Source organism: Sulfitobacter sp. (assembly GCF_036961165.1).
Classification (GTDB): domain Bacteria; phylum Pseudomonadota; class Alphaproteobacteria; order Rhodobacterales; family Rhodobacteraceae; genus Sulfitobacter.
In genome coordinates, this window is the sequence record NZ_JBALVJ010000040.1 from 13,499 (window position 1) to 35,638 (window position 22,140).

Sequence of the window (22,140 nt, forward strand, 5' to 3'; positions counted from 1 at the left end):
GTCTATAGTTAGTCTTCCGGACCCGCCCTAGTCGCGCGACGGGCCGTGATGACAAGGACGCCATGATGACCGAGACACTCGAATGGGTTGAACGCTTTCCAGGACTTTCGCGGCTCGCGCCCGAAATCAAGCAGATGCTGCTGTCCCAAAGTGCCATTGTCGAGGTGCCAGTTGGAACAACCATATTCGGCCCGGGCCATTCGCCCGAGAACATGCTGTTTTTGTTGGATGGCACAGTGCGGGTGCAGCAGGTATCCGACACAGGTCACGAGATTGTTCTTTACCGCATTCATGCTGGCGAAAGCTGTGTGCTGACAACTGCCTGCTTGCTAGCGTTCGAGGATTATTCCGCCGAAGGGATCGCAGAAACTGATGTGCGCGCCGCCGCCATCCCCCGCGCGCTGTTTGATGAGCTTGTGGGTCAGTCCAAGCCGTTTCGCGATTTCGTCTTTGCTGCCTTTTCCAAGCGGATCACCGATCTGTTCCTGATGATCGATGAAGTCGCATTCCAGCGCCTTGACGTGCGCCTTGCCGACAAGCTGATCAAGCTTTCACATGATCAGGATGTCATAAAAACAACCCACCAGATGCTCTCGGTCGAGCTGGGGACCGCGCGCGAAGTTGTCTCGCGTCAGTTGCAGGAATTTCAGCGGCGCGGCTGGGTTGAGCAGTCGCGCGGTAGCGTGAAATTGCTTGACCGTGCGCAGCTACAGCGACTGGCCCATCACAACAGTTGATCCGTCCTACGACGCGGCGCGAGCAGGATAATCATTTGCACGGCTTGCCAATGGTCGCCTGTGTTGCGAAGCTGAACGTGCACCTCTGAAAAAGGACTGTTCCCATGCCGTTACGCGCACTCGATGTTGATCCTGCCCACTGCCTGATCGCGGGTAAATGGAGCCCTTGTGACAGCGGTGAACGCCTTCCGCTCATCAATCCGTCAGACGGCAGCACATTGTGCGAGATCGCGCGTGGCGGCGCTGACGATATTGACCGGGCTGTCGCTGCCGCACGGGCTGCCTTTGAAGGGCCTTGGGGGCGTGCCACGGCGGTAGAGCGGGGCCGCGTACTGCATAAGATCGGGACTCTCGTACTTGAAAACATCGACGCGCTGGCCGAGATGGAGGCGCTGGACGTGGGCAAGCCGCTCACCCAAGCGCGCGCGGATGTTGTGGCGCTGGCGCGATACATGGAGTTTTACGCCGGTGCGGTGGACAAGCTGCATGGCCAAACCATTCCTTATCTTGATGGCTACACCGTTTACACGTTACGCGAACCGCATGGCGTGACGGGGCACATCATTCCGTGGAACTACCCGATGCAGATCATTGGCCGTTCGGTCGGGGCGGCGCTGGCGGCTGGCAACGCTGCGGTGCTCAAACCGGCAGAAGAAGCCTGCCTGACCGCGCTCGCCTTTGGTGAACTCGCGCGCCGCGCAGGATTACCTGATGGTGCACTCAACGTTGTGCCGGGGTTGGGGGCAGAAGCCGGGGCGGCGCTGACAACGCACAAAGGCGTCAACCACATCTCGTTCACCGGATCGGTCGGCACTGGCCGTCTGATCCAGCAGTCTGCTGCACAAAATGTGGTGCCCGTGACGCTGGAGCTGGGCGGCAAATCGCCGCAACTGGTTTTTGACGACGCCGACGTCGAAGCGGCACTGCCGTTTCTGGTGAACGCTGGCATTCAAAACGCGGGGCAGACCTGCTCGGCCTCCTCAAGAATATTGGTGCAACGCGGCATCTACGGCGAAGTCGTCAGCAAGATGGCAGAACGCTACGCCGGCCTGCGTGCAGGCCCTGCGATGGCAGATCTGGCCGTGGGGCCGCTTGTCTCTGCGCGGCAAAAGGAAATCGTTGAGGGGTTCATTGCGAAAGGTGCTGATCTAAGCATGATCGCCCAAGGAGAGATCGTTGATGATGCGCCGACTGGTGGCGCATATGTCGCGCCGACCCTGTTCGAGGCTGTGCCGCGTGATCACACGCTGGCGCAGGACGAAATCTTTGGCCCAGTGCAGGTAGTAATCCCGTTTGAGGACGAAGCCGAGGCGCTCGCCATTGCGAATGGCACCGACTACGGTTTGGTAGCTTCTGTCTGGTCGCGCGACGGGGCGCGGCAGATGCGGCTCGCTCGCAAGCTGCGTTCGGGGCAAGTGTTCTTGAACAACTACGGCGCGGGGGGCGGGGTGGAACTGCCCTTTGGCGGGTCGGGCCTATCAGGCCACGGCCGCGAAAAAGGGTTCGAGGCGCTTTATGGCTTCACCACGCTCAAAACAGTCGCCGCCTACCACGGCTAGACGCTTCATTAAGATACATCAGGGAGGAACAAGCCATGCGCTTGCAGGGGAAAACAGCGATTGTAACAGGCGGCGCGTCGGGCTTTGGCGCAGGGATCGTGCGGAAATTTGTGGCCCAGGGGGCGCAAGTGATAATTGCCGATCTCAACACCGCCATGGCCGAAGATCTGCGCCAAGAGATGGGCGCGCATGCCATTGTTGCCACTGCCAACGTGGCTGACGGAGCAAGTGTCGCAGCGATGGCAGCACAAGCAATGGAGGCGTGGGGCCATATCGACATTCTGGTGAATAACGCCGGTGTTACCCATTTGCCCAGCCCGATGGAGCAGGTCAGCGAAGAAGACTTTGACCGCGTCTTTGCGGTTAACTGCAAGTCTGTTTACCTGACTGCACAGCACATCGTGCCACTGATGAAAACGCGCGGGCAGGGCAATATCCTGAACGTCGCCTCCACTGCGGGCGTTTCTCCGCGCCCCAACCTTAGCTGGTACAACGCCTCCAAAGGATGGATGAACAACGCCACCAAAGGTATGGCGGTTGAACTCGCGCCAAGCGGCGTGCGTGTCAACGCGCTTAACCCCGTGGCGGGTGAGACGCCGCTGCTTAAATCCTTCATGGGTGAAGACACGCCCGAAATGCGCGCAAAGTTTCTTTCAACCATTCCCTTGGGCCGCTTTTCCACGCCCCAGGACATGGGTAACGCCGCCTGCTTTTTGTGCTCGGACGAAGCGAGCATGATCACCGGAGTGTGCATGGAAGTAGATGGCGGCCGCTGTATCTGATAAAAAACCTAAACAAATTGCCCTGCGGTTATTGGTATCGGTTCGCACCTGCCCTAAGTAACCGCTAGACTATTCCGAATTCATCGTATCGATTCCGACATGCGGTGAGACGACAAGCCCAAGAGGGATACATCTCCGGGCCCCAACAGTATGGAGCGTGCGTGTCCCTTCTTTTGATTCTTGCCTTACCGTTTCTGGGTGCTTTGCTGCCCGGATTAATGAACCAAGCCGGCCGTGCGGCCTGTGCAGGGGTGACATTCACCGTCTCTCTGGCTGCCTTCATCGGGTTGATGACGAACTTGCCTGCGGTCATGGCGGGCGATGTGGTGATGTTCCGGATGGACTGGGTCCCCAGTCTCGGTCTGAACTTTACCCTAATGCTGGATGCGCTGGGCTTTTTCTTTGCCACGCTGATCCTTGGGATCGGGTTGCTGATCATCACCTACGCGCGCTTCTACCTCGCACGTGAGGATAACATGGGCGAATTCTTCACCTATCTGCTGCTGTTTCAGGGCGCGATGGTGGGGATCGTCTTGTCCGACAACATCCTGCTTTTGTTGGTGTTCTGGGAACTGACGTCGCTCTCGTCTTTCTTGCTGATCGGCTATTGGAAGCATCTGCCAGAAGGACGGCAAGGCGCGCGTATGGCGCTGACCGTAACTGGGATGGGTGGGCTTGCCATGATCGGTGGCATGATGATCCTTGGTCAGATTGCCGGCAGCTATGACCTGAGCGTCATTTTGCAGAACCGTGAATTGATCCAGCAAAGCCCGCTCTACCTGCCTGCGCTGATCCTGATCTTGCTGGGCTGTTTCACCAAATCCGCGCAGTTCCCCTTCCACTTCTGGCTGCCGCACGCCATGGCCGCGCCCACGCCTGTCTCGGCCTATCTACACTCGGCCACTATGGTGAAGGCGGGGATATTCCTGATGGCGCGCATGTGGCCAGTATTGTCCGGTACGCCCGAATGGTTCTGGCTGGTGACGGGCGCGGGGCTGATCACCATGGTGCTCGGCGCGGTAATTGCGCTCTTTAAGCACGACCTCAAGGCGTTGCTTGCGTTTTCAACGGTGAGCCACCTTGGCCTGATCACGATGCTGCTGGGGACCGGTACGGCCTTCGGTGCGATGGCGGCAGTGTTCCACATCCTCAACCACGCGACCTTTAAGGCGGCGCTGTTCATGTCCGCTGGTATTGTGGACCACGAGACGCACACCCGCGACATTCGCCGTCTGGGCGGTCTGCGTCACCTGATGCCGATCACTTTCACAATCGCAACACTTGCGGCTCTGTCGATGGCGGGTATCCCGCTGCTCAACGGTTTCCTGAGCAAGGAGATGATGCTGGAAGAAGCCTACCACACGGTGTTGGGCGGCAATCACTGGATCGTGCCGACGCTGGCTGTTGTCGGCTCCTTGTTCTCAGCCGCCTATTGCTTCCGTCTGATCGGGCACACTTTCCTTGGTGCCAAGCGGGACGATTATCCGGCCAAGCCGCATGATCCACCAGCGGGTTTGTGGCTGCCGCCTGCGTTTCTTGTTGTCCTGGTTGTCGTGATTGGTGTGGCACCGTTTCTGGCGGAGCCAGCGGTCAAAGGCGTGACCTCTGCTGTGTTGGGCAACGCTGCCGAAGTGCCAAAGGCCTATTTCAAGATCTGGCACGGGTTGGTGCCGGCCCTCTACATGTCAATCGCGGCGGTTGTGGGTGGCCTGATCGTGCTGGCGTTGTTCAATCCGCTGCTGAAGCTCTGGGACGCTGCACCGCGCCCCGAAGCCAAGACAATTTTTGATGGTCTTGTCGAAGGTATCGTGCGCTTTGCCAAGGTGTTGACGTTGCCGTTGCATAACGGCGCCTTCTCTCGTTATAGCGCCGTAATGGCGGTGACGGTGGTTGTCGCCGGTTACTATGCTTGGTCTACTGGCACCGTCAGTGCGCCCACGCGAAGCGTGCAAGTCCCCGGCGCGATCGAGATTGCCGGCTGGGTTATGTTGGTGGCCGCCGTGGCTGGCATGGTGCTGATGCACCGCAACCGTCTGCTGTCGCTCATCTTGATCGGTGTTGTCGGGCTGATGGTTTCGATCGGATTTGTGTTCTTCTCCGCACCAGATCTGGCGATGACCCAGATCACCGTCGAAGTGGTAACGACAATCCTCATGCTGCTCGCGCTAAACTTCTTGCCGAATGAGACACCGGTAGAAAGCTCGGTTCTGCGCCGCACGCGCGATGCCGCCGTGGCGGTTGGTGCGGGTGCTGCGGCCATGGCACTGAGCTATCATTACCTGCTGCGCGATGCCGTCACCTCGCCGATTTCAGAATTCCACCTTGCCAACAGCTACAAGGGCGGCGGAGGCACGAACGTGGTCAATGTGATCCTCGTAGACTTCCGTGGCTTTGATACCTTCGGCGAAATTATCGTACTGGGTATTGCCGCCGTGCTGATCTACGCACTGACCGAAGCGTTGCTGGGCGGCCCCGTGCGTGCACGCCTGCTTAACCGTACGCCGGACAAGTTGCTGGCTGGAGATATGCACCCGATGATGATGGTGGTGCTGACGCGGGTTCTGATGCCTGTGGTCATGATGGTCGCTTTCTACATCTTCCTGCGCGGCCACAACGAGCCGGGCGGTGGGTTTATCGCGGGTCTGATCGCGTCCATTGGTTTGGTGATGCAGTACATGGCCAGTGGTTACAGTTGGGCCACCGCGCGCCAGCGTTATCCGCATCACGGCGTCATTGGCGCTGGCGTGTTGATCGCAGGTCTCACGGGTATCGGGTCGTGGTTTGTCGGCAAGCCCTTCCTGACCTCGGACTTCGCCTATGTCCGTATCCCGCCCTTCGAGAAGTTCGAACTGGCCACAGCCGCGTTGTTTGACTTGGGCGTGTTCCTTGCCGTGGTCGGTGCTGTGATGTTGTCACTTGATGGCTTTAGCCGTCTGGCGCGCCGCGCTCACGTAAAGGACAGTGATTACGCCATGGACATCAACCCGTCGCGAAACGAGAACGAAGTGCTAAAGGGGCAGGGGGTATAGCATGGAAATTCTTGTAGCATCTGCCATCGGCATCCTGACAGCCGGCGGTCTTTATATGGTGATGCGCCAGCGGACTTTTCCGGTCATCCTTGGCGTGTCCTTGCTGACTTACGCGGTGAACGTGTTTCTGTTTGCCTCGGGCCGCTTGACGATTGGTGCGCCTCCGATCCTGACAGATGCGACCACCTACACCGATCCGCTACCTCAGGCACTCGTGCTGACGGCGATCGTGATTTCCTTTGGTATGACGGCCGTGGTGGTGATGATTGCGCTGGGCGCTTACCTGGGCACGGATGACGACCACGTGGATGACGCGCCGGGCCGCGGGGAGGACGAAGTATGACCCATTGGTTGATCATGCCGATCGTTCTGCCTGCACTTCTGGCTCCTTTCATCATCCTTGCTGCGCGCTATCATATGGGCATCCAGCGGGTGTTCTCGGTTGCCGGAGTACTGGCGCTGATCGCCATCGCTCTTGGCCTTGCGATTGAGGCGTCGGACGGAACCGTGATGCTGTACCAGCTCGGCGATTGGGCCGCGCCTTTCGGCATCGTGCTGGTGGGGGATCGCCTGAGCACCATGATGGTCCTGCTTATGTCTGTGCTAGCACTTTTTGTGCTGCTCTACGCTATTGGTTCAAAATGGGACGAACGCGGGCAGCATTTCCATGTGCTGTTCCAGTTCCAGCTGATGGGGATTGCGGGTGCCTTTCTGACCGGTGACCTGTTCAACCTCTTCGTCTTTTTCGAGGTGCTGTTGATTGCTTCTTACGGTCTGATGATCCACTCGGGCGGGAACACCCGCCTGCGTGCTGGTGTGCAATATGTGCTGTTCAATTTGCTCGGATCGACTTTGTTCCTCTTTGCACTTGGCGCGCTTTATGCCGAAACTGGCACGCTTAACATGGCTGATCTGGCCCAACGTGTGCAGATGATCGGGCCCGATGGCACTGTGGGCATCCGCGTGGCGGCTGTGCTGCTGATCCTCGTGTTTGCGATCAAGGCTGCAATCGTGCCGCTGCACTTCTGGTTGCCAAGCTCCTATGCGGAGGCACCGGGCCCCGTCGCAGCTCTGTTCGCGATCATGACAAAGGTGGGCGCTTATGCGATCATCCGCGTTTACACGCTGATCTTTCCGGTTGATCTGGAGGTGACAGCGGGCTTGCATGGTACATGGCTGCTGCCCGTGGCATTGCTGTCGCTGGCAGTAGGCGCGATTGGCGTGCTGGCTGCGAAAAAACTGGACCGTCTGGTCGCCTTTGCGGTTATCAGCTCAATGGGGATGGTCATGGTAGCGGTGGCGCTGTTCACGCAAGAAAGTATTGCCTCGGCGCTTTATTACATGGTCCACTCGACGTTGGCGGCAGCAGCACTGTTCCTGATCGTCGATCTGGTACGTCAAAGCCGTGGCCAACTTGAGCTGGTCACCGGTGCGCCTGTCGCTGGGGCTGCGCTGGTTTCTGGCATGTTCATGGTCGCCGCGATTGCGATGGTTGGCCTGCCGCCGCTGTCAGGATTTGTGGGCAAGCTGATGGTGCTGAACGCGTCGTTTGACGCCGATGCGGCTGTGTGGATATGGGCTGTGGTACTTGTATCAAGCCTGATCAGCATCGTCGGGTTTGCGCGGGCGGGATCTGTCCTTTTCTGGAAGGCTCAATCGGACGCTGCTCCGGTCCCCGAGCTGGGCCGCACGTCGCCCACGGGATTGTCTTTTGTCGCCGTCGGCGGTCTCCTTGCGCTGCTCCTCGCCCATACCGTTTTTGCGGGGCGGATGTATGACTATACGACTGTAACGTCGGCGCAGTTGTTCAATCCGGACACGTACATGCGGACAGTGCTCGATACGCCGGGCAAGTTGAGCGACGCAAAAGCTGATGTAAAAGAAGGGGATCACTGAGATGATACGGTTGTTTCACTGGCTCTTCCCGCACCCTTTGTTGACGCTACTGCTCGCGTTTGTCTGGATATTGCTGCAAAACAGCTTTTCCTTCGGGATGGCGGTGTTCGGCCTGATCCTCGGTATTATTATTCCACGCGTCACCGCCGCCTTCTGGCCTGAGCGCCCCGGGGGCATTCGCACAGGCAAGATGATCTCTTACGGGCTGATGGTTCTGTGGGATATCATGGTGGCCAACGTTCAGGTAGCTTGGATTGTGCTGACAGTCCCGAACGCCAAACTGAAACCGGCGTGGATCACCATCCCGCTGGATTTGCGCCAGCCAGAAGCGATCACCCTGCTTGCAGGCACCATCACACTGACACCCGGCACGGTGTCCGCCGATTTGTCACAAAGCGGGCGTTACCTACTGGTACACGTACTGCACACGGATGACCCCGACGCAGAACGTGACGGGATTAAAAGCCGCTATGAGGCGCGCCTGATGGAGATTTTCATATGACCCTTGCAACTGATCTGATGAATTATGCGCTGATGGGCGCCTTCGCCGTGGTTGGGCTGTGCCAGTTGATGGCTATGGTCCGTGTTGTGATTGGCCCCGATACTGGCGACCGTATTCTGGCGCTCGATACTATGGTTGTGAATGCGATCGGTCTGATCGTGCTGATGGGTTTGGCTCAAGGCACGCGTATCTATTTTGAGGCCTCGCTGATCATAGCAATGCTGGGATTTGTTTCAACCGTGGCTTATGCACGCTTCATCCTGCGGGGAGACATCATCGAATGACCTATGAAATCATCGCTATCTACGCTGTCATCTTCTGTCTTGTCGTTGGCGCGATTTTCACGTTGGTTGGCGCGATTGGCCTGCTCAAATTCAACGACAGTATGACCCGTCTGCATGCGCCGACAAAAGTCGGAACAGTCGGGGTGGGCGCCCTTTTGCTGGCCTCGATCATTTACAATGGCGTGTTCGGTGAAGGTGCCATTCAGGAGCTGCTCATCATGGCCTTCCTGTTTGTAACGGCACCGATTTCAGCTAATTTCATCGCCAAGGTCAATATGCACCGCCGGTCCTGTGACATGCCACCAGAGCTGCCTGAGGGGGAGCAATGGGCAACGTTCGATCTGCCTGCTCACGACAATGAAATCTTGGAAGAACAAAGCACGAGCGGTTGACGGACGATCATTCAAGGGCCGCGAATTGTTCGGCAAGATGGTCAAAGCACACTCGCACCCTCGGGCTCATACGCAATTCCTGATGTGCTGTAAGCCAGACTGGGATCGTGCCTATGTCAAGCTCGGGCCAGATGGCCACCAAATCGGGATCAGCGTCACCGATACTGCGCTGGCCAAAGCCGATCCCGAACCCCGTCTGCACCATGCGCCAACACACCACCTGATCATCAGAGCGGAAGGCAAATGAGCTGCGGTCCACCGTCAAACCCATCTGCCGCATCCCGTCCAGAATGAGCGTGCTGCGGTCGTATCCGACCAAAGTGTGCTGCGCCAAATTCTCAGGATTCTGGGGCAGGCCGCGCCGCTCTACATAGGTGCGCGCGGCATAGATGCCGATGGGCAATTCTGCCACTTTCTTGGCAATCAGATCACTTTGCGTGGGCCGGTACATGCGCACCGCCAGATCAGCTTCGCGCCGCAGCAAGTTATCGGTGAGGTCAGAAGCCATCACTTCGAGGTTGATCGCAGGATGCGCCGCGTGCAACCGCGCGAGGATAGGAGGCAGCAGGAATGTCGCCGCGATCTGACTGGCGGTGATCCGCACGGTCCCGCTCAGCTCTTGGGTTTGCACTCCCGTAAAGGAAACCTGCGTCGCCGCCGCCGCCATCGCCTCTGCATGGGCCTGAACGACTGCCCCCTCAGGGGTTGGCGTCAGGCCCGCTGCTGTTCGGAAAAACAGGCGAGTACCCAGCAATGCCTCAAGCTGGGCCAAATGACGGCTCAGGGTTGGCTGGCTGCTGTCTGATGCCGTCGCCGCTGCGGCAAGCGAACCTGCCTCGCTCATCGCGGCGAAGGATTGCAAAAGATACCAAGGAAGCGTCGGGGTATTCATATCTGGATGGGCTCATCTAAATTTAGCCAATTATATATCCAAAATTGGATTGGTATGCTCTCCCTGTCAACATCAAACAGATTGGAGAACATCATGGCTGGAACTATCCTGATCCTTGGAGCAAATGGCCGTTTTGGTGCGGCTGCCACCCGCGCATTCAGTAACACTGGCTGGGACGTGCGCGCTGCCACGCGTACGGGCGAAACGCCGAGCGGCCTACGCGTGACGCCTATCGCCTGTGACTTGGCGGATCGCGCAGCCGTCATTCATGCGGCACGTGGGGCTGATGTGATCCTCCACGCCGTCAATCCGCCCTACCATCATTGGACCAATGTAATGCCTGTCCAAACGGCCAACGTGATTGCGGCGGGCCTGTCCAGCGGCGCCACTGTGATGATCCCCGGCAATGTGTACACTTTTGGTAAAAACGCGCGGACTATCCTCAGCGAAGCAGACGTAGCAGCGCCGACAACCCGAAAGGGTCGCTTACGGTTGACGATGGAGAACGCGTTTGAAGACGCAGTGGCACTGGGGCTGCGAACCATCATCTTGCGCGGAGGGGACTTTATCGAGGCCGCGAAAACCGGCAACTGGTTTGACAGCTTTATCACCAATAAGGTGCAGCAAGGCAGGTTCACCTACCCCGGACGGATGGATGCGGTGCATGCTTGGTCCTATTTACCCGATATGGCCCGCGCGATGGTCTTGCTAGCCGAAAAGCGCGACACGCTAGATCCGTTCACCAAATTGGGTTTCGAAGGATACAGCCTGACCGGAGCAGAGCTTCAGGCGGCGGTCTCCGATGCTGTTGGCAGACCGTTGAAAACGGGCGGTATTCCGTGGCTATTGCTGCGGGTGATGGGTTTGTTCAATCCGGTGGTGCGCGAGGTTATTGAGATGCGCTACCTCTGGAACACGCCTCACCGCGTTGATGGCAGCGCCTTGCGCGATCTGTTGCCTAGGTTTGTGCCTACCCCCCTGCCTGCCGCTATGGCTGAAATCTTTTCCAGCCAGCGAAATCACGCTGTGCGGGGGGACGCTGTTCGCGCCTCATCTGCTTGACATCAGCGGGCTGCACGGGTCCATTTGCGCCAAATCAATTCAGGAGAAATCGCCATGATGAGAACCCGTGCCGCCGTCGCTGTCGAAGCTGGAAAACCGCTGGAAATTATGGAGGTCAATCTTGAAGGCCCCAAACGCGGCGAAGTTCTGGTAGAGATCAAAGCCACTGGCTTGTGCCATACGGACGAATTCACCCGCTCGGGCGACGATCCAGAAGGCATCTTCCCATGCATTCTCGGCCATGAGGGCGCGGGTGTGGTTATGGAAATAGGTGAGGGCGTAACAACACTGGAAGTCGGTGACCATGTGATCCCGCTCTATACGCCTGAATGCCGCGAGTGCGAGTATTGTCTGAGTGGCAAAACCAACCTGTGTCAGGCGATCCGCATCACCCAAGGCCGTGGGCAACTACCTGACGGTACGACACGTTTCTCCATGCTGGATGGCACGCCAATCCACCACTACATGGGCTGCTCTACCTTCGCGAACCACACGGTTGTGCCAGAGATTGCCTTGGCTAAAGTGCGCAAGGACGCGCCCTTTGACAAGATTTGCTATATTGGCTGCGGCGTTACCACAGGCATTGGCGCAGTGATCAACACCGCCAAAGTTGAGATCGGCGCGCGCTGTGTGGTGTTCGGTCTGGGCGGCATCGGTCTTAACGTCATTCAGGGTCTGCGGTTGGCTGGCGCTGACCAGATCGTTGGCGTTGACCTGAACGACGACAAGGAAGAAACAGGCCGCTACTTCGGCATGACCGATTTCGTGAACCCCTCCAAAGTGGAAGGCGACATGGTCGAGCATCTGGTTGAGCTGACTGGTGGCGGTGCAGACTATACCTTTGACGCGACAGGCAACACCAAGGTGATGCGCACCGCGCTAGAGGCTGCGCACAAAGGCTGGGGTGAGAGCATCATCATCGGCGTAGCACCCGCGGGTGCCGAGATTTCGACGCGCCCCTTCCAGTTGGTTACAGGTCGCGTCTGGCGCGGCACTGCCTTCGGCGGAGCCAAAGGGCGCACGGACGTACCAAAGATCGTTGACTGGTACATGAACGGCAAAATCGAGATCGATCCGATGATCACTCACAAGCTGACGCTGGACCAGATCAACGAAGGCTTTGACCTGATGCACGAAGGCAAATCCATCCGCGCGGTTGTCGAGTTTTGATGCGCCACCTAAGTGACCGCCAACTTACCGGCGCTGTTTAATAAGGAAAAGGCCCGCAGTTGATGCGGGCCTTTCGCGTCGATGGCGCCGTGATTTGATTTGGCTTTGGGAGGTGCTGCCCCCGACCTTGACGTAACGCTCTTGGCCCATCACACGAGCGCCCGATTGGCCAAGAGGATAGCGTGCGACGCTATAAATTGCCTCACTGCGCCGCGCCATTCCTTTTCATATTCCGGAACTCCGCCATGTCTAATATTGTCCTTATCACTGGTGCCTCCTCGGGTATTGGTGCGGAATTTGCCCGTTATCACGCCAGCAATGGCAGTGATGTAGTGCTGACCGCGCGCTCAAAGGACAAGCTGGATGCGCTCGCGGCCGAGTTGCAGGATGCCCATGGGATCAAGGCGCATGTCTTTGCGTTGGATTTGGGCGCACCCGAAGGCGCTCAGGTGTTGATTGACACGGTCACAAGCGCGGGTTTGCAGATTGATATCCTGATCAACAATGCAGGCTTCGGCGGACAGGGGCGGCACATCGATCGCCAGATCACGGACGAGCTTGGAATGATTGATCTCAACGTTAAGGCGCTGGTCGCTTTGAGCCATCACTTTGGCCGTGAAATGGCTATGCGCGGGAAGGGCCGCGTCCTGAATGTAGGGTCCACCGCCGGCTTCATGCCGGGTCCGCTTCAGGCGGTGTATTTCGCCACCAAAGCCTTTGTGAAAAGCTTCTCGGAAGCTCTTGATCAGGAACTGCGCTGGAAAGGTGTGACCGTTGCCGTGCTTGCGCCGGGGTATGTTGGCACTGGCTTCGCCGACCGTGCGGATTTGCATGGAACAAACCTTGTGAAAGGTGGCGGGAAGACACCTGCGTCAGTGGCAAAGCACGGGTATAATGCTATGTCGCGCGGAGAGCTTGTAACCGTGAACGAAATGCCTTTGGGCTTTTTGGTAAACTGGATCATCCCGCTACTGCCGCGCCGATCTGTACTTAAGATGATCGAGCGGATGCAGCGCAAATAATAGAGATGCCCGAAGGGGAAAACGATGAAGTTGACTGTGAACGGAACCTCCCAAGAGGTTGAAGTTGAAGAGGACATGCCTCTTTTGTGGGTCCTGCGCGATGAGTTGGGCATTACGGGTGTAAAATACGGCTGCGGCATCGCCCAGTGTGGCGCCTGCACCGTGCATGTGGACGGTGTTGCAGTGCGGTCCTGCCAGTTGGCAGCAGGTGATGTCGACGGTGATATTACCACCATCGAAGGGCTCGGCACGCCAGAGGCGCTACACGCGGTGCAAGAGGCCTGGGTCGAACATCAGGTGGCACAATGCGGCTACTGCCAATCCGGCCAGATGATGCAGGCGGCAAGCTTTCTTGATCTCAATTCAACGCCGACGGACACGCAGATTGATGAAGCCATGAGCGGAAATTTGTGCCGCTGCGGTACATATCCACGAATCCGCGCTGCGGTCAAAACCGCCGCGACCAAACTTCAGGGAGCGTGAACATGGGACGTGTTAAAACTATTGCCCGCCGGTCATTTCTGATTGGCTCAGCCGCTATTTTGGGTGGCGTTGCCTTTGGCACCTATCTTGTCAAACGCGACCCGGCCAACCCTCTGACCGCAGACGCCGCCGCTGGCGATGCTGTGTTTAACCCTTGGGTCAAGATCAACGCAGATGGGATCACGCTGGTCACGCCACATACTGATTTGGGGCAGGGCGCAGCTTCGATGCAGGCGATGCTGATTGCCGAAGAACTTGATGTAGAGCTTGACCAGATCACCACGACACCGGGCGTGCCCGCGGCTGCCTATTATAATACCGCGCTGGCCGCTGAGGCTGTGCCATTCAGGTCCAACGATGATAGCTTCGCAGCAGATACGATGCGCAGCACGATGGGCGCTGTGATGAAGGTACTTGGCGCGCAGGTTACCGGTGGCTCTACTTCTGTGCTGGACAGCTTTGACAAGTTACGTCAGGCAGGTGCTGTTGTGCGCGAAACGCTCAAAGCTGCGGCCGCAGCTGAGACGGGCATTGAGGTAAGCGAGCTGCGGACAGAGCGGGCAGCAGTTGTGCTTCCCGACGGCACTCGGCTTGAATACACCGCGCTGGCCGCGCGAGCAGCACAGATGGATCCGGTGAATGACGTTACGTTGCGCGATCCCGCGCAATGGCGTATGATCGGTAAGAAAGTGCAGCGCATGGATGTGCTTGCAAAATCCACGGGCACCCAGACCTATGGCATTGACCTCAAGGTTGACGGGATGGTGCATGCCTCCGTGCGGATGAACCCGCGCAAAGGCGCGCCAATGCTTGGGTTTAACGCCTCCGCTGCCGAAGGCATGCGCGGGGTTTCGCAGGTCATCGGGCTACCTTACGGAGTGGCAGTGATCGCCGACAACACATGGCGCGCCTTCCGCGCCGTCGAAGAAATCGAGATCGACTGGGACAAGGCTCCCTATCCGGCTGAACAGGATGAGCATTGGGCCGCGGTGGCCGCTTCCTTCACGCCCGATCGGTTGGATAAAGAATGGCGCCATGACGGTGACGTGGATACCGCACTGGCTAATGCCAGCGAAGCGGTCGTCGAGGCCGAATACCGTGCGCCCTATGTCGCGCACCAACCGCTGGAACCGCTCAGCGCTATCGTCAAGGTCACCGACGACCGCGTCGACATCTGGGTCTCGCACCAGTTGCCGCGCTTTGTCCAACAGCGCGTGGCAAAAAAGCTGGAGATGGACACAGACCAAGTCTACCTGCACAACCAATATGCCGGTGGCAGCTTTGGTCACAGGCTTGAGTTCGACAACATCGACGTGACTGTTGATGTGGCGCGTGAACTGCCCGGCACACCGGTCAAGCTGACCTTCCGCCGTGAAGAGGACTTTGTTCAGGATTACAATCGGCAGATCGGTATGGCGCGTGGACGCGGTGCGCATGCCGGCGGCAAAGTGACTGCGCTTGATCTTGAGATCGCAACGGTCTCTTCCTCGCGCTCCCAGTCAAAACGTCTGGGCGCGCCGGTACCGGGGCCCGATACCCAGATTGCTGCCGGCGCGTGGAATATGCGCTACGCGGTGCCTGACCTGCGTGTGCGTGCCTACGCGGTTCCCGAACTTGCCCCGACATCGTCTTGGCGCTCGGTCGGGGCCTCTACAGCGGGTTTCTTCGCTGAAAGCTTCCTTGATGAGCTGATCCATGCGGCTGGCGCGGACCCGATGGAAGAGCGCTTGCGCCTCGTAAATGACGAAGACGCGCGCCGCGTGCTTGAGGCCGTGGCAGAGATGTCGAATTGGGGCAGCTCGCTGGGGCCGCGCAAAGGCCGCGGCGTTGCGCTGGTGACGTCCTTCGGTGTGCCGGTGGCCGAAGTGGTCGAGGTGACAGACACCGATGACGGTATCCGCATCGACCGCGTCTGGCTTGCCGCCGAAGTGGGTAGGGTCGTTGATCCCGTGACGTTTGAAAACGTCGTGGCGGGTGGCGTGATCTGGGGGCTTGGCCATGCCATGAACTCTGAAATCACGTACTCTGATGGCATGGCCGAGCAGGATAACTTCCACATGGCCGAAGGCATGCGCATGCATCAGTGTCCGGTGATCGAAGTGCGCGCGCTTGAGAACAACCCCGCCATTCGCGGGATAGGGGAGCCGCCAGTGCCGCCAGCAGCACCCGCGCTGGCAAATGCGATCTTTGCAGCCACTGGCACGCGTCTGCGTGAAATGCCGTTCTTCAATACGGTAAGCTTCGTATGAAGCGCCTCGCGCTACTTCTTGCTTGTGTCACGGCTCCGGTCGCGGCACAGGCGCAGGACAGCGGCGCGGCGGCGTGGGACCGTATCTATGCTGTGGCGTCCCACCCGCGCTGTACCAACTGCCATGTGGGGGCAAGCGGGCGACCTGCGTGGGATGATCTGGGCTACGGCGCTTCCCGCCTGCACGGGATGAACATCGTTGCGGGTGAAAGCCGCATTGGTGCTGAAAGTATCCCTTGTCGTGCCTGCCACATCGGTGCGGCTGGTGACAACGCCGTGCCTCATGCGGCCCCGCAGATCGACGATGCGTGGCGCTTGCCGCCTGTTGATCTGGCGTGGCGCGGCAAATCCAGCGCAGAGGTCTGCGCGCAGCTGCGCAACCCCGAGACCAACGACGGCTTTGACATGGCTGAACTGATAGAGCACGTCAGCACCAGCGCCTTTGTGAATTACGGTTTCACCCCCGGTGTAGGCCGCAACCCTGCGCCCGGCTCAGCCGTGGATTTGGCGCGGGATATTGAGATTTGGGCGGCTGCGGGAAGCCCCTGTACAAGCGACTAATTAGTAACTTTGGTTCAATTCATCGGCCGCAGGTATTTCACGCTCGCGCCGCGTGATGTAGTCGCGCAAAGCCTCGTCAACGGAGACCTCTAGCGTAGGCTCCTGATACTCTTTCAAAAGCTTTCTGGCGTGTAGCAGCGCGCGGGCAGGTGTCTCGATCGCGCCTTCAGCCACCCATTTCTCAATTGCGTTATTGTCAAACATCTCGGGCATGAAGAATGCGCTTTGGAAATTCTCTTGCGTGTGGGGATGACCCAGATAATGTCCGCCGGGACCAACATCCGGCACCGCTGACACCGCGTCTTCGAAGTCATCGAAATTCACGCCACCCGACATGCGGTGGGCCATAGCACATTGCTCTGCATCCACGATAAATTTTGCGACCGAACAGTGCATTCCAGCCTCATTCCAACCAGCCGCGTGCCATATATAATTCGCGCCTGCGTGCATCAGCGAGGACAGGGTTGTTGCGCTCTCGTATCCTGCCTGCGCATCAAATGTCTTGGCCCCGCCAAGGCTGGCGGAGCTGCGCCACGGCACGCCATAGTGCCGGGCCATCTGGCCGATCATGAAATTCATCAGCGAAATTTCAGGCGTACCAGCCATCGGCGCGCCTGACTTCATCGAGACAGTGCTGAGGTAATGCCCGTAGATTGCAGGCGCGCCACGCCGGATGACTTGGGTGTAGGCCAGCGCGCTGAGCGCTTCGGCGTTCAGCTGCGCAACAGAAGCAGCGACAGACGCAGGCGTATTTGCCCCGCCCAGCACGAAGGGAGAGCAAAGCACAGGTTGATTGGCGCGGCTGAACGCGCGCATGGCCCCCAGCATCGTTTCGTCCCAGACCAATGGTGAGTTGCCGTTGCAGTTGCCTGTCACCGCCGCATGGTTCTCAAGGAACTCCGCACCAAACAGGATGCGGCACATCTCGATTACGTCCTCGGCATTCTTGGGGCTGGTGGTCATGCCCATGAAGGTCTTGTCTGAATATTTCATCGACGAATAGGTGATACGTAAATGGCGCTGACTGATCGCGTGATCATAGGGTTCCACGATATGATGGGCGGATCTGTGCAATGCAGGCAGCATTTGGCTTAGCTTGTGAAACATCGCCAGATCATCGAGCGTCGGGTTGCGGCGCACGTCATCCAGATCGCGCAGGTATGGCGCGCCCGTCATTGGCACAAATAGCGCACGGTCCCCGCCGAAGGGGATGTTTTTTTGCGGGTCGCGTGCGTGATAGGTGAACCGCTCGGGAATGGTTTTGATCAACTCTCGTACAAGGCCGCGATCAAGGTAGACGCGATCTCCTGCCACCTTTGCGCCGATGCGCTTCCAATCCGTCACCGCGATCTCATCGCGGAAAACCAAGCCGACGTTCTCAAGAATGTCCATCGAAGCTGTATCAATCCGCTCGATCTGGCTGCCGCTCAGAATTTCGCAGGTCGGGATGCGGTTGTGGATGCCGGGCAGCATGGTGACATCGGTGGCACTGCGCAGGGCGCGTCTTGCGGCGCGGCCGCCGCTGCGGGTTCTGACAGGAGCTTGCATACGCGGTCCTTTGCACTCGAATGGTTGAAGAAAGGCTAGCACGGCAGATCGGCGCGCAACTTGTCCACAGACGTCGCTACTGTCTTTGGAAGTGGCGCGAAATGCCTTGACGCACGGCCTCCTTCGGCCTCACCTCTTCGGTATGGAAATTTTGCATATAACCCGCCCCGCGCCGCTTGCCGGTCTTGATGATATCCCGCTGCCATCACAGGACGCGCCGCGCGCGCAGGCGTTGGTCGCCCGCTGTCCGGTCGCCGCCGAGACGCCGCTGCACAGCGCAACAGCCATTGCCACGCAAGCGGGCGTGCAAGATGTCTGGATCAAGGACGAGCGTGGGCGCATGGGGTTGGGCAGCTTCAAGGCGCTGGGCGCGGCCTATGTGATTGCCTGCGACGCCCAAGAAGGCAGCGTGTCTGCGCGTACCTATGTCACGGCCAGTGCCGGCAACCACGGTATGTCCGTTGCCGCGGGTGCGAGCGCTTTTGGCGCATCGTCGGTTGTCTACATCGCGCAGACCGTGCCCGAAACCTTTGCCGAGCGTTTGGAAGAACAGGGCGCGAGGGTGATCCGCGAAGGCGAGACTTACGAGGATAGTTTGGAGGCGGCGAACAAGGCGGCAGAAGACAACGGCTGGGATCTGCTCTCGGACGGGTCATGGCATGGCTATACGACACGGCCACACCGCTTGATGGAAGGCTATACCGTGCTGATGGCCGAAGCGATCAGTCAGATGCCGCAAGCGCCGACACATATCTTTTTGCAAGCTGGCGTTGGCGGGTTGGCCTGTGCCTGTGCCACGCTCGCGCGCCAGACTTGGGGCGATGCGCCCAAGATCATCGTGGTGGAGCCTGATGCCGCCCCTGCGCTATACGGCTCGATTGTTGCTGGCAAAGCGGTTGAAAGCAGCGGACCAGTCTCGAATATGGGGCGTCTGGATTGCAAGATGCCGTCGCTTATCGCGCTTAAAGGGCTGGCAGAGGACGCGGATGCCTTTGCGCTGATTTCCGAGGAAGAGGGGCAAGCGGGCGCAGGCCTTGCTATGGTTGCCGGGTATCCGGCTTCGACTTCCGGTGCGGCGGGGATAGCCGGCCTTATCGCGTTGGATGAGGATCAGCGCGCGGCGCTAGGCGTTACCGCGCAATCACGCATTCTGTGCATCCTGAGTGAGGGCGCCGCGTGATGCAGCGCGGCTTTGAGCAGCACGAATATGAGGGCCGGCTGAAGGCCGCCCAGACGCTGATGCAAAATGCAGGCCTTGGCGCGTTGCTGCTCAGTACCGAACCTGATGTGCGCTATTTCACCGGCTATCTAACGCGGTTTTGGGAAAGCCCATCGCGGCCATGGTTCCTGATTGTACCGGCCAGTGGCAAGCCGGTGGCGGTCATCCCTTCCATCGGCGCGGCTTTGATGGCGCAGACGTGGATTGACGACATCCGCACATGGCGCGCCCCTGATCCACAAGATGACGGGGTGAGCCTGCTCACCGATACGCTTAATTCACTCACCAGCGGCGCAGTCGGGACACCGATGGGGTATGAGAGCCACCTGCGCATGCCATTGGGCGATTGGGCGCGGGTGCAGGCCGGACTGCGCGCAAGGGTACGCGATGATGCTGGGATCATGGCGCGTTTGCGCAGTGTTAAATCCCCAGCAGAGATTGCGAAGATCGCAAACTCTTGCGACATTGCGGCCCGCGCCTTTGCCCGCGTGCCACAGATTGCAGATGTTGGTGTGCCGCTGTCAAAGGTGTTTCGGGACTTCCAGCGGTTGTGTCTTGAGGAAGGTGCGGATTGGGTGCCTTACCTTGCCTGCGCATCGGCGCAAGGGGGGTATAGGGATGTGATCTCCCCGGCCTCTGATGTGCCGCTGGCGGCGGGCGATGTGCTGATGCTGGACACGGGCCTTGTCCATGATGGCTACTTTTGTGACTACGATAGGAATTTTGCTGTTGGCGCTCCTACCGCGCATGTCGCCTCCGCGCACGCGCGGTTGATTGAGGCGGTCGATGCGGCGGTCGATATCGCGCGAGCAGGCACAACGGCCGCGCAGCTATTTCATGCGATGGACCGGATCGTGACTGGCGGGCAGGGGGGATCGGATGCGGGCAGACTGGGTCACGGGCTGGGCATGCAGTTGACCGAGGGGCTATCGCTGATCCCGCAGGACCACACCGTGCTGGAACCAGGCATGGTTATCACGCTGGAACCGGGGATTGAGACGGCGCCGGGCAAGATGCTGGTGCATGAAGAAGACATTTTCATCACCAATGGGGAGCCACGGTTTTTGTCACCGCGCGCCTCTGCCGCGATGGTGGTGCTATGACGTGCTATAGCTACACGCGCGCGCCAGACGGGGCGGCACCGTTGGGGATGATCGTGCTGCAAACGGATGAGACCTTGGAGGGCGATTTGCGGCGGATGATCCCGGATGAAATCCATCTCTACGTCAGTCGCGTGCCATCGGGTGCCGATGTGACACCGGAGAGCCTGCGCACCATGGCAGGCCATCTTACCCATGCGGCACAACTGCTACCTCAAGCGATGCCTTACGCGGCCATCGGTTATGGCTGCACCTCCGCCACAGCGCAAATCGGTGCGGCGAAGGTCGTTGAACTGATCGGGGCAGGTGCGCGCACCGCGCATGTGACGGACCCGCTGAGCGCACTAATTGCGGCCTGCGATGCGCTGGATATCACCCGCCTCGGCTTTCTGTCACCCTATACGGCGGATGTGTCGGACAAACTGCGCTCCGCTCTGGCGGCTTCAGGGATCGCATCGCCTGCGTTCGGCAGCTTTGAAGAGGCTAACGAGGCCAATGTTGTCCGCATCGATCGCGCGTCAATCATTGAGGCGGCCTGTGATCTAGCGGCGCAAGGCGAGGTGCAGGCGGTTTTTCTTTCCTGTACGAATTTGCGGACCCTTGACCTGATAGAAGAGGTCGAGGACCGCACCGGACTGCCGTGTCTGTCCAGCAATCAGGTGTTGGGCTGGCATCTTGGCCAATACATCGGTGTTGCCGCTATGATACCGGGAAAACTGGGGCAAAGATGCGGATAATAGTCGCGCACGAACGGCAAGATCATCGTTTCACCATCTTGACGCCTCATCGCTGATGTCATAACCAATCACTAGTTGCGGGCGTTGTGTAATGGTTAAGACCTCAGTTTTCCAAACAAAGCTTCTGAGTTTCACACAGTATCATGTATTAGCTTAGTATTCATTTTTGTTGACTTTTGTATATCTTTGGGTTGCACGGTGTAGCACTGACTTGCATACTGTTACATACAAAAGGCCGACAAAGAATGCCGAAGCTCACAGAGACGTGTGCCATGAAGTTACCACACGCGAGAGCCGGTACGGACAAGTATTGGGACGCCGAAATCAAAGGGCTCGTGCTCTTCGTCGGGAAGCGATCCAAAACCTGGTATTTCCAAAAAGACGTTGGCGGTCAGACCAAACGCATTCTGCTTGGCAGATATCCCACCATCTCGGCGCTTTCCGCTCGGCAAACAGCTCTCGGGTTTGCACTGGAGATGGGCAGGGGGGCAGGAAAGGTGGCCCAGATCGGAGCGCCAACGCTTGAGGCCGCGATGGAATCCTATCTGGCCCGTCCAAAGCTTCGATCTGATACCCATAAGAGCGGAACATGTCAGCAAATAGAACTCCATCTCAAGGACTGGATGCGACTGCCACTGTACGAGATAGGCAAAGCAATGGTCGTCCGTCGCCATCAGGAAATGGCTAAAACGCCATCTGCGGCCAATCATGCGCTCAGAAGCTTTCGGGCAATCTACAACCATGCCCGGTGGACTTTCGATCTGGGAGAATGCCCGGCGATAGCAATACAATGGTTCGAGGATAAACCAGACGGTCGGATCATTAATGATCTAAAGGATTGGCGGGTCATAATCGACGGCTTGGGTAATCCCCCCATTTTTAGCGGGGTGCGGTCGTAGAACTCACGCGGCCATTTT

At 58.6% G+C, this 22,140-nt stretch carries 20 protein-coding genes and 1 pseudogene; 19 read left to right on the plus strand and 2 right to left on the minus strand.

What is annotated here, in order from left to right; genetic code table 11:
- The first annotated feature begins 65 nt into the window (after positions 1-65).
- The 9 genes from V7730_RS15325 (at position 66) to mnhG (ending at position 9,181) form a co-directional block, all read left to right on the plus strand.
- The gene (locus V7730_RS15325) at positions 66-737 is read left to right on the plus strand and encodes a Crp/Fnr family transcriptional regulator (protein WP_335748470.1); all 672 of its coding nucleotides are present in this window, start codon (positions 66-68) and stop codon (positions 735-737) included.
- Between the two features lie 104 nt (positions 738-841).
- Positions 842-2,296 (plus strand): aldehyde dehydrogenase family protein, encoded by a 1,455-nt coding sequence (locus tag V7730_RS15330; RefSeq protein ID WP_335748471.1) that lies wholly within the window; start codon positions 842-844, stop codon positions 2,294-2,296.
- 35 nt (positions 2,297-2,331) lie between these two features.
- Complete coding sequence (locus V7730_RS15335; RefSeq protein ID WP_335748472.1) at positions 2,332-3,078, plus strand: SDR family oxidoreductase; 747 nt, start codon at positions 2,332-2,334, stop codon at positions 3,076-3,078.
- Positions 3,079-3,239: 161 nt separating this feature from the next.
- Complete coding sequence (locus tag V7730_RS15340) at positions 3,240-6,107, plus strand: monovalent cation/H+ antiporter subunit A (protein ID WP_335748473.1); 2,868 nt, start codon at positions 3,240-3,242, stop codon at positions 6,105-6,107.
- 1 nt (position 6,108) lies between these two features.
- The gene (locus V7730_RS15345) at positions 6,109-6,450 is read left to right on the plus strand and encodes a Na+/H+ antiporter subunit C (RefSeq protein ID WP_335748474.1); all 342 of its coding nucleotides are present in this window, start codon (positions 6,109-6,111) and stop codon (positions 6,448-6,450) included.
- Positions 6,447-8,003 carry a monovalent cation/H+ antiporter subunit D gene (locus V7730_RS15350; protein WP_335748475.1) on the plus strand — a complete coding sequence of 519 codons (1,557 nt, stop codon included), beginning with the start codon at positions 6,447-6,449 and terminating at the stop codon, positions 8,001-8,003. The genes V7730_RS15345 and V7730_RS15350 overlap by 4 nt, the downstream gene beginning before the upstream one ends.
- A gap of 1 nt (position 8,004) precedes the next feature.
- Complete coding sequence (locus tag V7730_RS15355) at positions 8,005-8,505, plus strand: Na+/H+ antiporter subunit E (protein ID WP_335748476.1); 501 nt, start codon at positions 8,005-8,007, stop codon at positions 8,503-8,505.
- Positions 8,502-8,789, plus strand: a complete 288-nt coding sequence (locus V7730_RS15360; RefSeq protein WP_335748477.1) for a K+/H+ antiporter subunit F — start codon at positions 8,502-8,504, stop codon at positions 8,787-8,789. Before V7730_RS15355 ends, V7730_RS15360 begins: the two co-directional genes overlap by 4 nt.
- Positions 8,786-9,181, plus strand: a complete 396-nt coding sequence (gene mnhG / locus V7730_RS15365; protein ID WP_335748478.1) for a monovalent cation/H(+) antiporter subunit G — start codon at positions 8,786-8,788, stop codon at positions 9,179-9,181. The genes V7730_RS15360 and mnhG overlap by 4 nt, the downstream gene beginning before the upstream one ends.
- A gap of 7 nt (positions 9,182-9,188) precedes the next feature.
- Here the strand turns inward: mnhG and V7730_RS15370 are convergent, their stop codons facing one another.
- Positions 9,189-10,073: a LysR family transcriptional regulator gene (locus tag V7730_RS15370; protein ID WP_335748479.1), complete on the minus strand. Its 885-nt coding sequence runs from the start codon at positions 10,071-10,073 to the stop codon at positions 9,189-9,191.
- Positions 10,074-10,166: 93 nt separating this feature from the next.
- Here V7730_RS15370 and V7730_RS15375 point away from each other — a divergent pair, with 93 nt between their 5' ends.
- From V7730_RS15375 to V7730_RS15400, 6 genes are all read left to right on the plus strand, one after another.
- On the plus strand, positions 10,167-11,135 hold the full coding sequence (locus tag V7730_RS15375) for an NAD-dependent epimerase/dehydratase family protein (RefSeq protein WP_335748480.1): 969 nt from the start codon (positions 10,167-10,169) through the stop codon (positions 11,133-11,135).
- Between the two features lie 57 nt (positions 11,136-11,192).
- On the plus strand, positions 11,193-12,305 hold the full coding sequence (locus V7730_RS15380) for an S-(hydroxymethyl)glutathione dehydrogenase/class III alcohol dehydrogenase (protein WP_335748490.1): 1,113 nt from the start codon (positions 11,193-11,195) through the stop codon (positions 12,303-12,305).
- 245 nt (positions 12,306-12,550) lie between these two features.
- Positions 12,551-13,327, plus strand: a complete 777-nt coding sequence (locus V7730_RS15385) for an SDR family NAD(P)-dependent oxidoreductase (RefSeq protein WP_335748481.1) — start codon at positions 12,551-12,553, stop codon at positions 13,325-13,327.
- Positions 13,328-13,351: 24 nt separating this feature from the next.
- Positions 13,352-13,810, plus strand: coding sequence for a (2Fe-2S)-binding protein (locus V7730_RS15390; protein ID WP_335748482.1), 459 nt, complete (start codon positions 13,352-13,354; stop codon positions 13,808-13,810).
- A gap of 2 nt (positions 13,811-13,812) precedes the next feature.
- Positions 13,813-16,059, plus strand: a complete 2,247-nt coding sequence (locus V7730_RS15395) for a xanthine dehydrogenase family protein molybdopterin-binding subunit (protein ID WP_335748483.1) — start codon at positions 13,813-13,815, stop codon at positions 16,057-16,059.
- Positions 16,056-16,619, plus strand: coding sequence for a hypothetical protein (locus V7730_RS15400; protein WP_335748484.1), 564 nt, complete (start codon positions 16,056-16,058; stop codon positions 16,617-16,619). Before V7730_RS15395 ends, V7730_RS15400 begins: the two co-directional genes overlap by 4 nt.
- Here V7730_RS15400 and V7730_RS15405 read toward each other — a convergent pair whose 3' ends face one another.
- Positions 16,620-18,167 (minus strand): trimethylamine methyltransferase family protein, encoded by a 1,548-nt coding sequence (locus V7730_RS15405; protein WP_335748485.1) that lies wholly within the window; start codon positions 18,165-18,167, stop codon positions 16,620-16,622. It lies immediately after the preceding gene.
- Between the two features lie 142 nt (positions 18,168-18,309).
- On the opposite strand from V7730_RS15405, the gene V7730_RS15410 reads away from it, so the two are divergent.
- The 4 genes and pseudogenes from V7730_RS15410 to V7730_RS15425 form a co-directional block, all read left to right on the plus strand.
- Positions 18,310-19,347 (plus strand): pyridoxal-phosphate dependent enzyme, encoded by a 1,038-nt coding sequence (locus V7730_RS15410; RefSeq protein ID WP_335748486.1) that lies wholly within the window; start codon positions 18,310-18,312, stop codon positions 19,345-19,347.
- Positions 19,347-20,489: a M24 family metallopeptidase gene (locus tag V7730_RS15415; protein ID WP_335748487.1), complete on the plus strand. Its 1,143-nt coding sequence runs from the start codon at positions 19,347-19,349 to the stop codon at positions 20,487-20,489. Before V7730_RS15410 ends, V7730_RS15415 begins: the two co-directional genes overlap by 1 nt.
- Positions 20,486-21,223, plus strand: a complete 738-nt coding sequence (locus V7730_RS15420; protein ID WP_335748488.1) for a maleate cis-trans isomerase family protein — start codon at positions 20,486-20,488, stop codon at positions 21,221-21,223. Before V7730_RS15415 ends, V7730_RS15420 begins: the two co-directional genes overlap by 4 nt.
- A gap of 245 nt (positions 21,224-21,468) precedes the next feature.
- Positions 21,469-22,095, plus strand: a pseudogene (locus tag V7730_RS15425) (Arm DNA-binding domain-containing protein); the annotation flags it as partial.
- Between the last annotated feature and the right edge of the window lie 45 nt (positions 22,096-22,140).

Excerpts from the sequence above, each read along its gene's own strand:
- V7730_RS15345 (WP_335748474.1), top strand. The coding sequence starts at position 6,109 with ATGGAAATTCTTGTAGCATCTGCCATCGGCATCCTGACAGCCGGCGGT.
- V7730_RS15410 (WP_335748486.1), top strand. The coding sequence starts at position 18,310 with ATGGAAATTTTGCATATAACCCGCCCCGCGCCGCTTGCCGGTCTTGAT.
- V7730_RS15325 (WP_335748470.1), top strand. The coding sequence starts at position 66 with ATGACCGAGACACTCGAATGGGTTGAACGCTTTCCAGGACTTTCGCGG.
- V7730_RS15335 (WP_335748472.1), top strand. The coding sequence starts at position 2,332 with ATGCGCTTGCAGGGGAAAACAGCGATTGTAACAGGCGGCGCGTCGGGC.
- V7730_RS15395 (WP_335748483.1), top strand. The coding sequence starts at position 13,813 with ATGGGACGTGTTAAAACTATTGCCCGCCGGTCATTTCTGATTGGCTCA.
- V7730_RS15390 (WP_335748482.1), top strand. The coding sequence starts at position 13,352 with ATGAAGTTGACTGTGAACGGAACCTCCCAAGAGGTTGAAGTTGAAGAG.
- V7730_RS15350 (WP_335748475.1), top strand. The coding sequence starts at position 6,447 with ATGACCCATTGGTTGATCATGCCGATCGTTCTGCCTGCACTTCTGGCT.
- V7730_RS15400 (WP_335748484.1), top strand. The coding sequence starts at position 16,056 with ATGAAGCGCCTCGCGCTACTTCTTGCTTGTGTCACGGCTCCGGTCGCG.
- mnhG (WP_335748478.1), top strand. The coding sequence starts at position 8,786 with ATGACCTATGAAATCATCGCTATCTACGCTGTCATCTTCTGTCTTGTC.
- V7730_RS15330 (WP_335748471.1), top strand. The coding sequence starts at position 842 with ATGCCGTTACGCGCACTCGATGTTGATCCTGCCCACTGCCTGATCGCG.
- V7730_RS15415 (WP_335748487.1), top strand. The coding sequence starts at position 19,347 with ATGCAGCGCGGCTTTGAGCAGCACGAATATGAGGGCCGGCTGAAGGCC.
- V7730_RS15370 (WP_335748479.1), bottom strand. The coding sequence starts at position 10,073 with ATGAATACCCCGACGCTTCCTTGGTATCTTTTGCAATCCTTCGCCGCG.
- V7730_RS15375 (WP_335748480.1), top strand. The coding sequence starts at position 10,167 with ATGGCTGGAACTATCCTGATCCTTGGAGCAAATGGCCGTTTTGGTGCG.
- V7730_RS15385 (WP_335748481.1), top strand. The coding sequence starts at position 12,551 with ATGTCTAATATTGTCCTTATCACTGGTGCCTCCTCGGGTATTGGTGCG.
- V7730_RS15360 (WP_335748477.1), top strand. The coding sequence starts at position 8,502 with ATGACCCTTGCAACTGATCTGATGAATTATGCGCTGATGGGCGCCTTC.
- V7730_RS15420 (WP_335748488.1), top strand. The coding sequence starts at position 20,486 with ATGACGTGCTATAGCTACACGCGCGCGCCAGACGGGGCGGCACCGTTG.
- V7730_RS15355 (WP_335748476.1), top strand. The coding sequence starts at position 8,005 with ATGATACGGTTGTTTCACTGGCTCTTCCCGCACCCTTTGTTGACGCTA.
- V7730_RS15380 (WP_335748490.1), top strand. The coding sequence starts at position 11,193 with ATGAGAACCCGTGCCGCCGTCGCTGTCGAAGCTGGAAAACCGCTGGAA.
- V7730_RS15405 (WP_335748485.1), bottom strand. The coding sequence starts at position 18,167 with ATGCAAGCTCCTGTCAGAACCCGCAGCGGCGGCCGCGCCGCAAGACGC.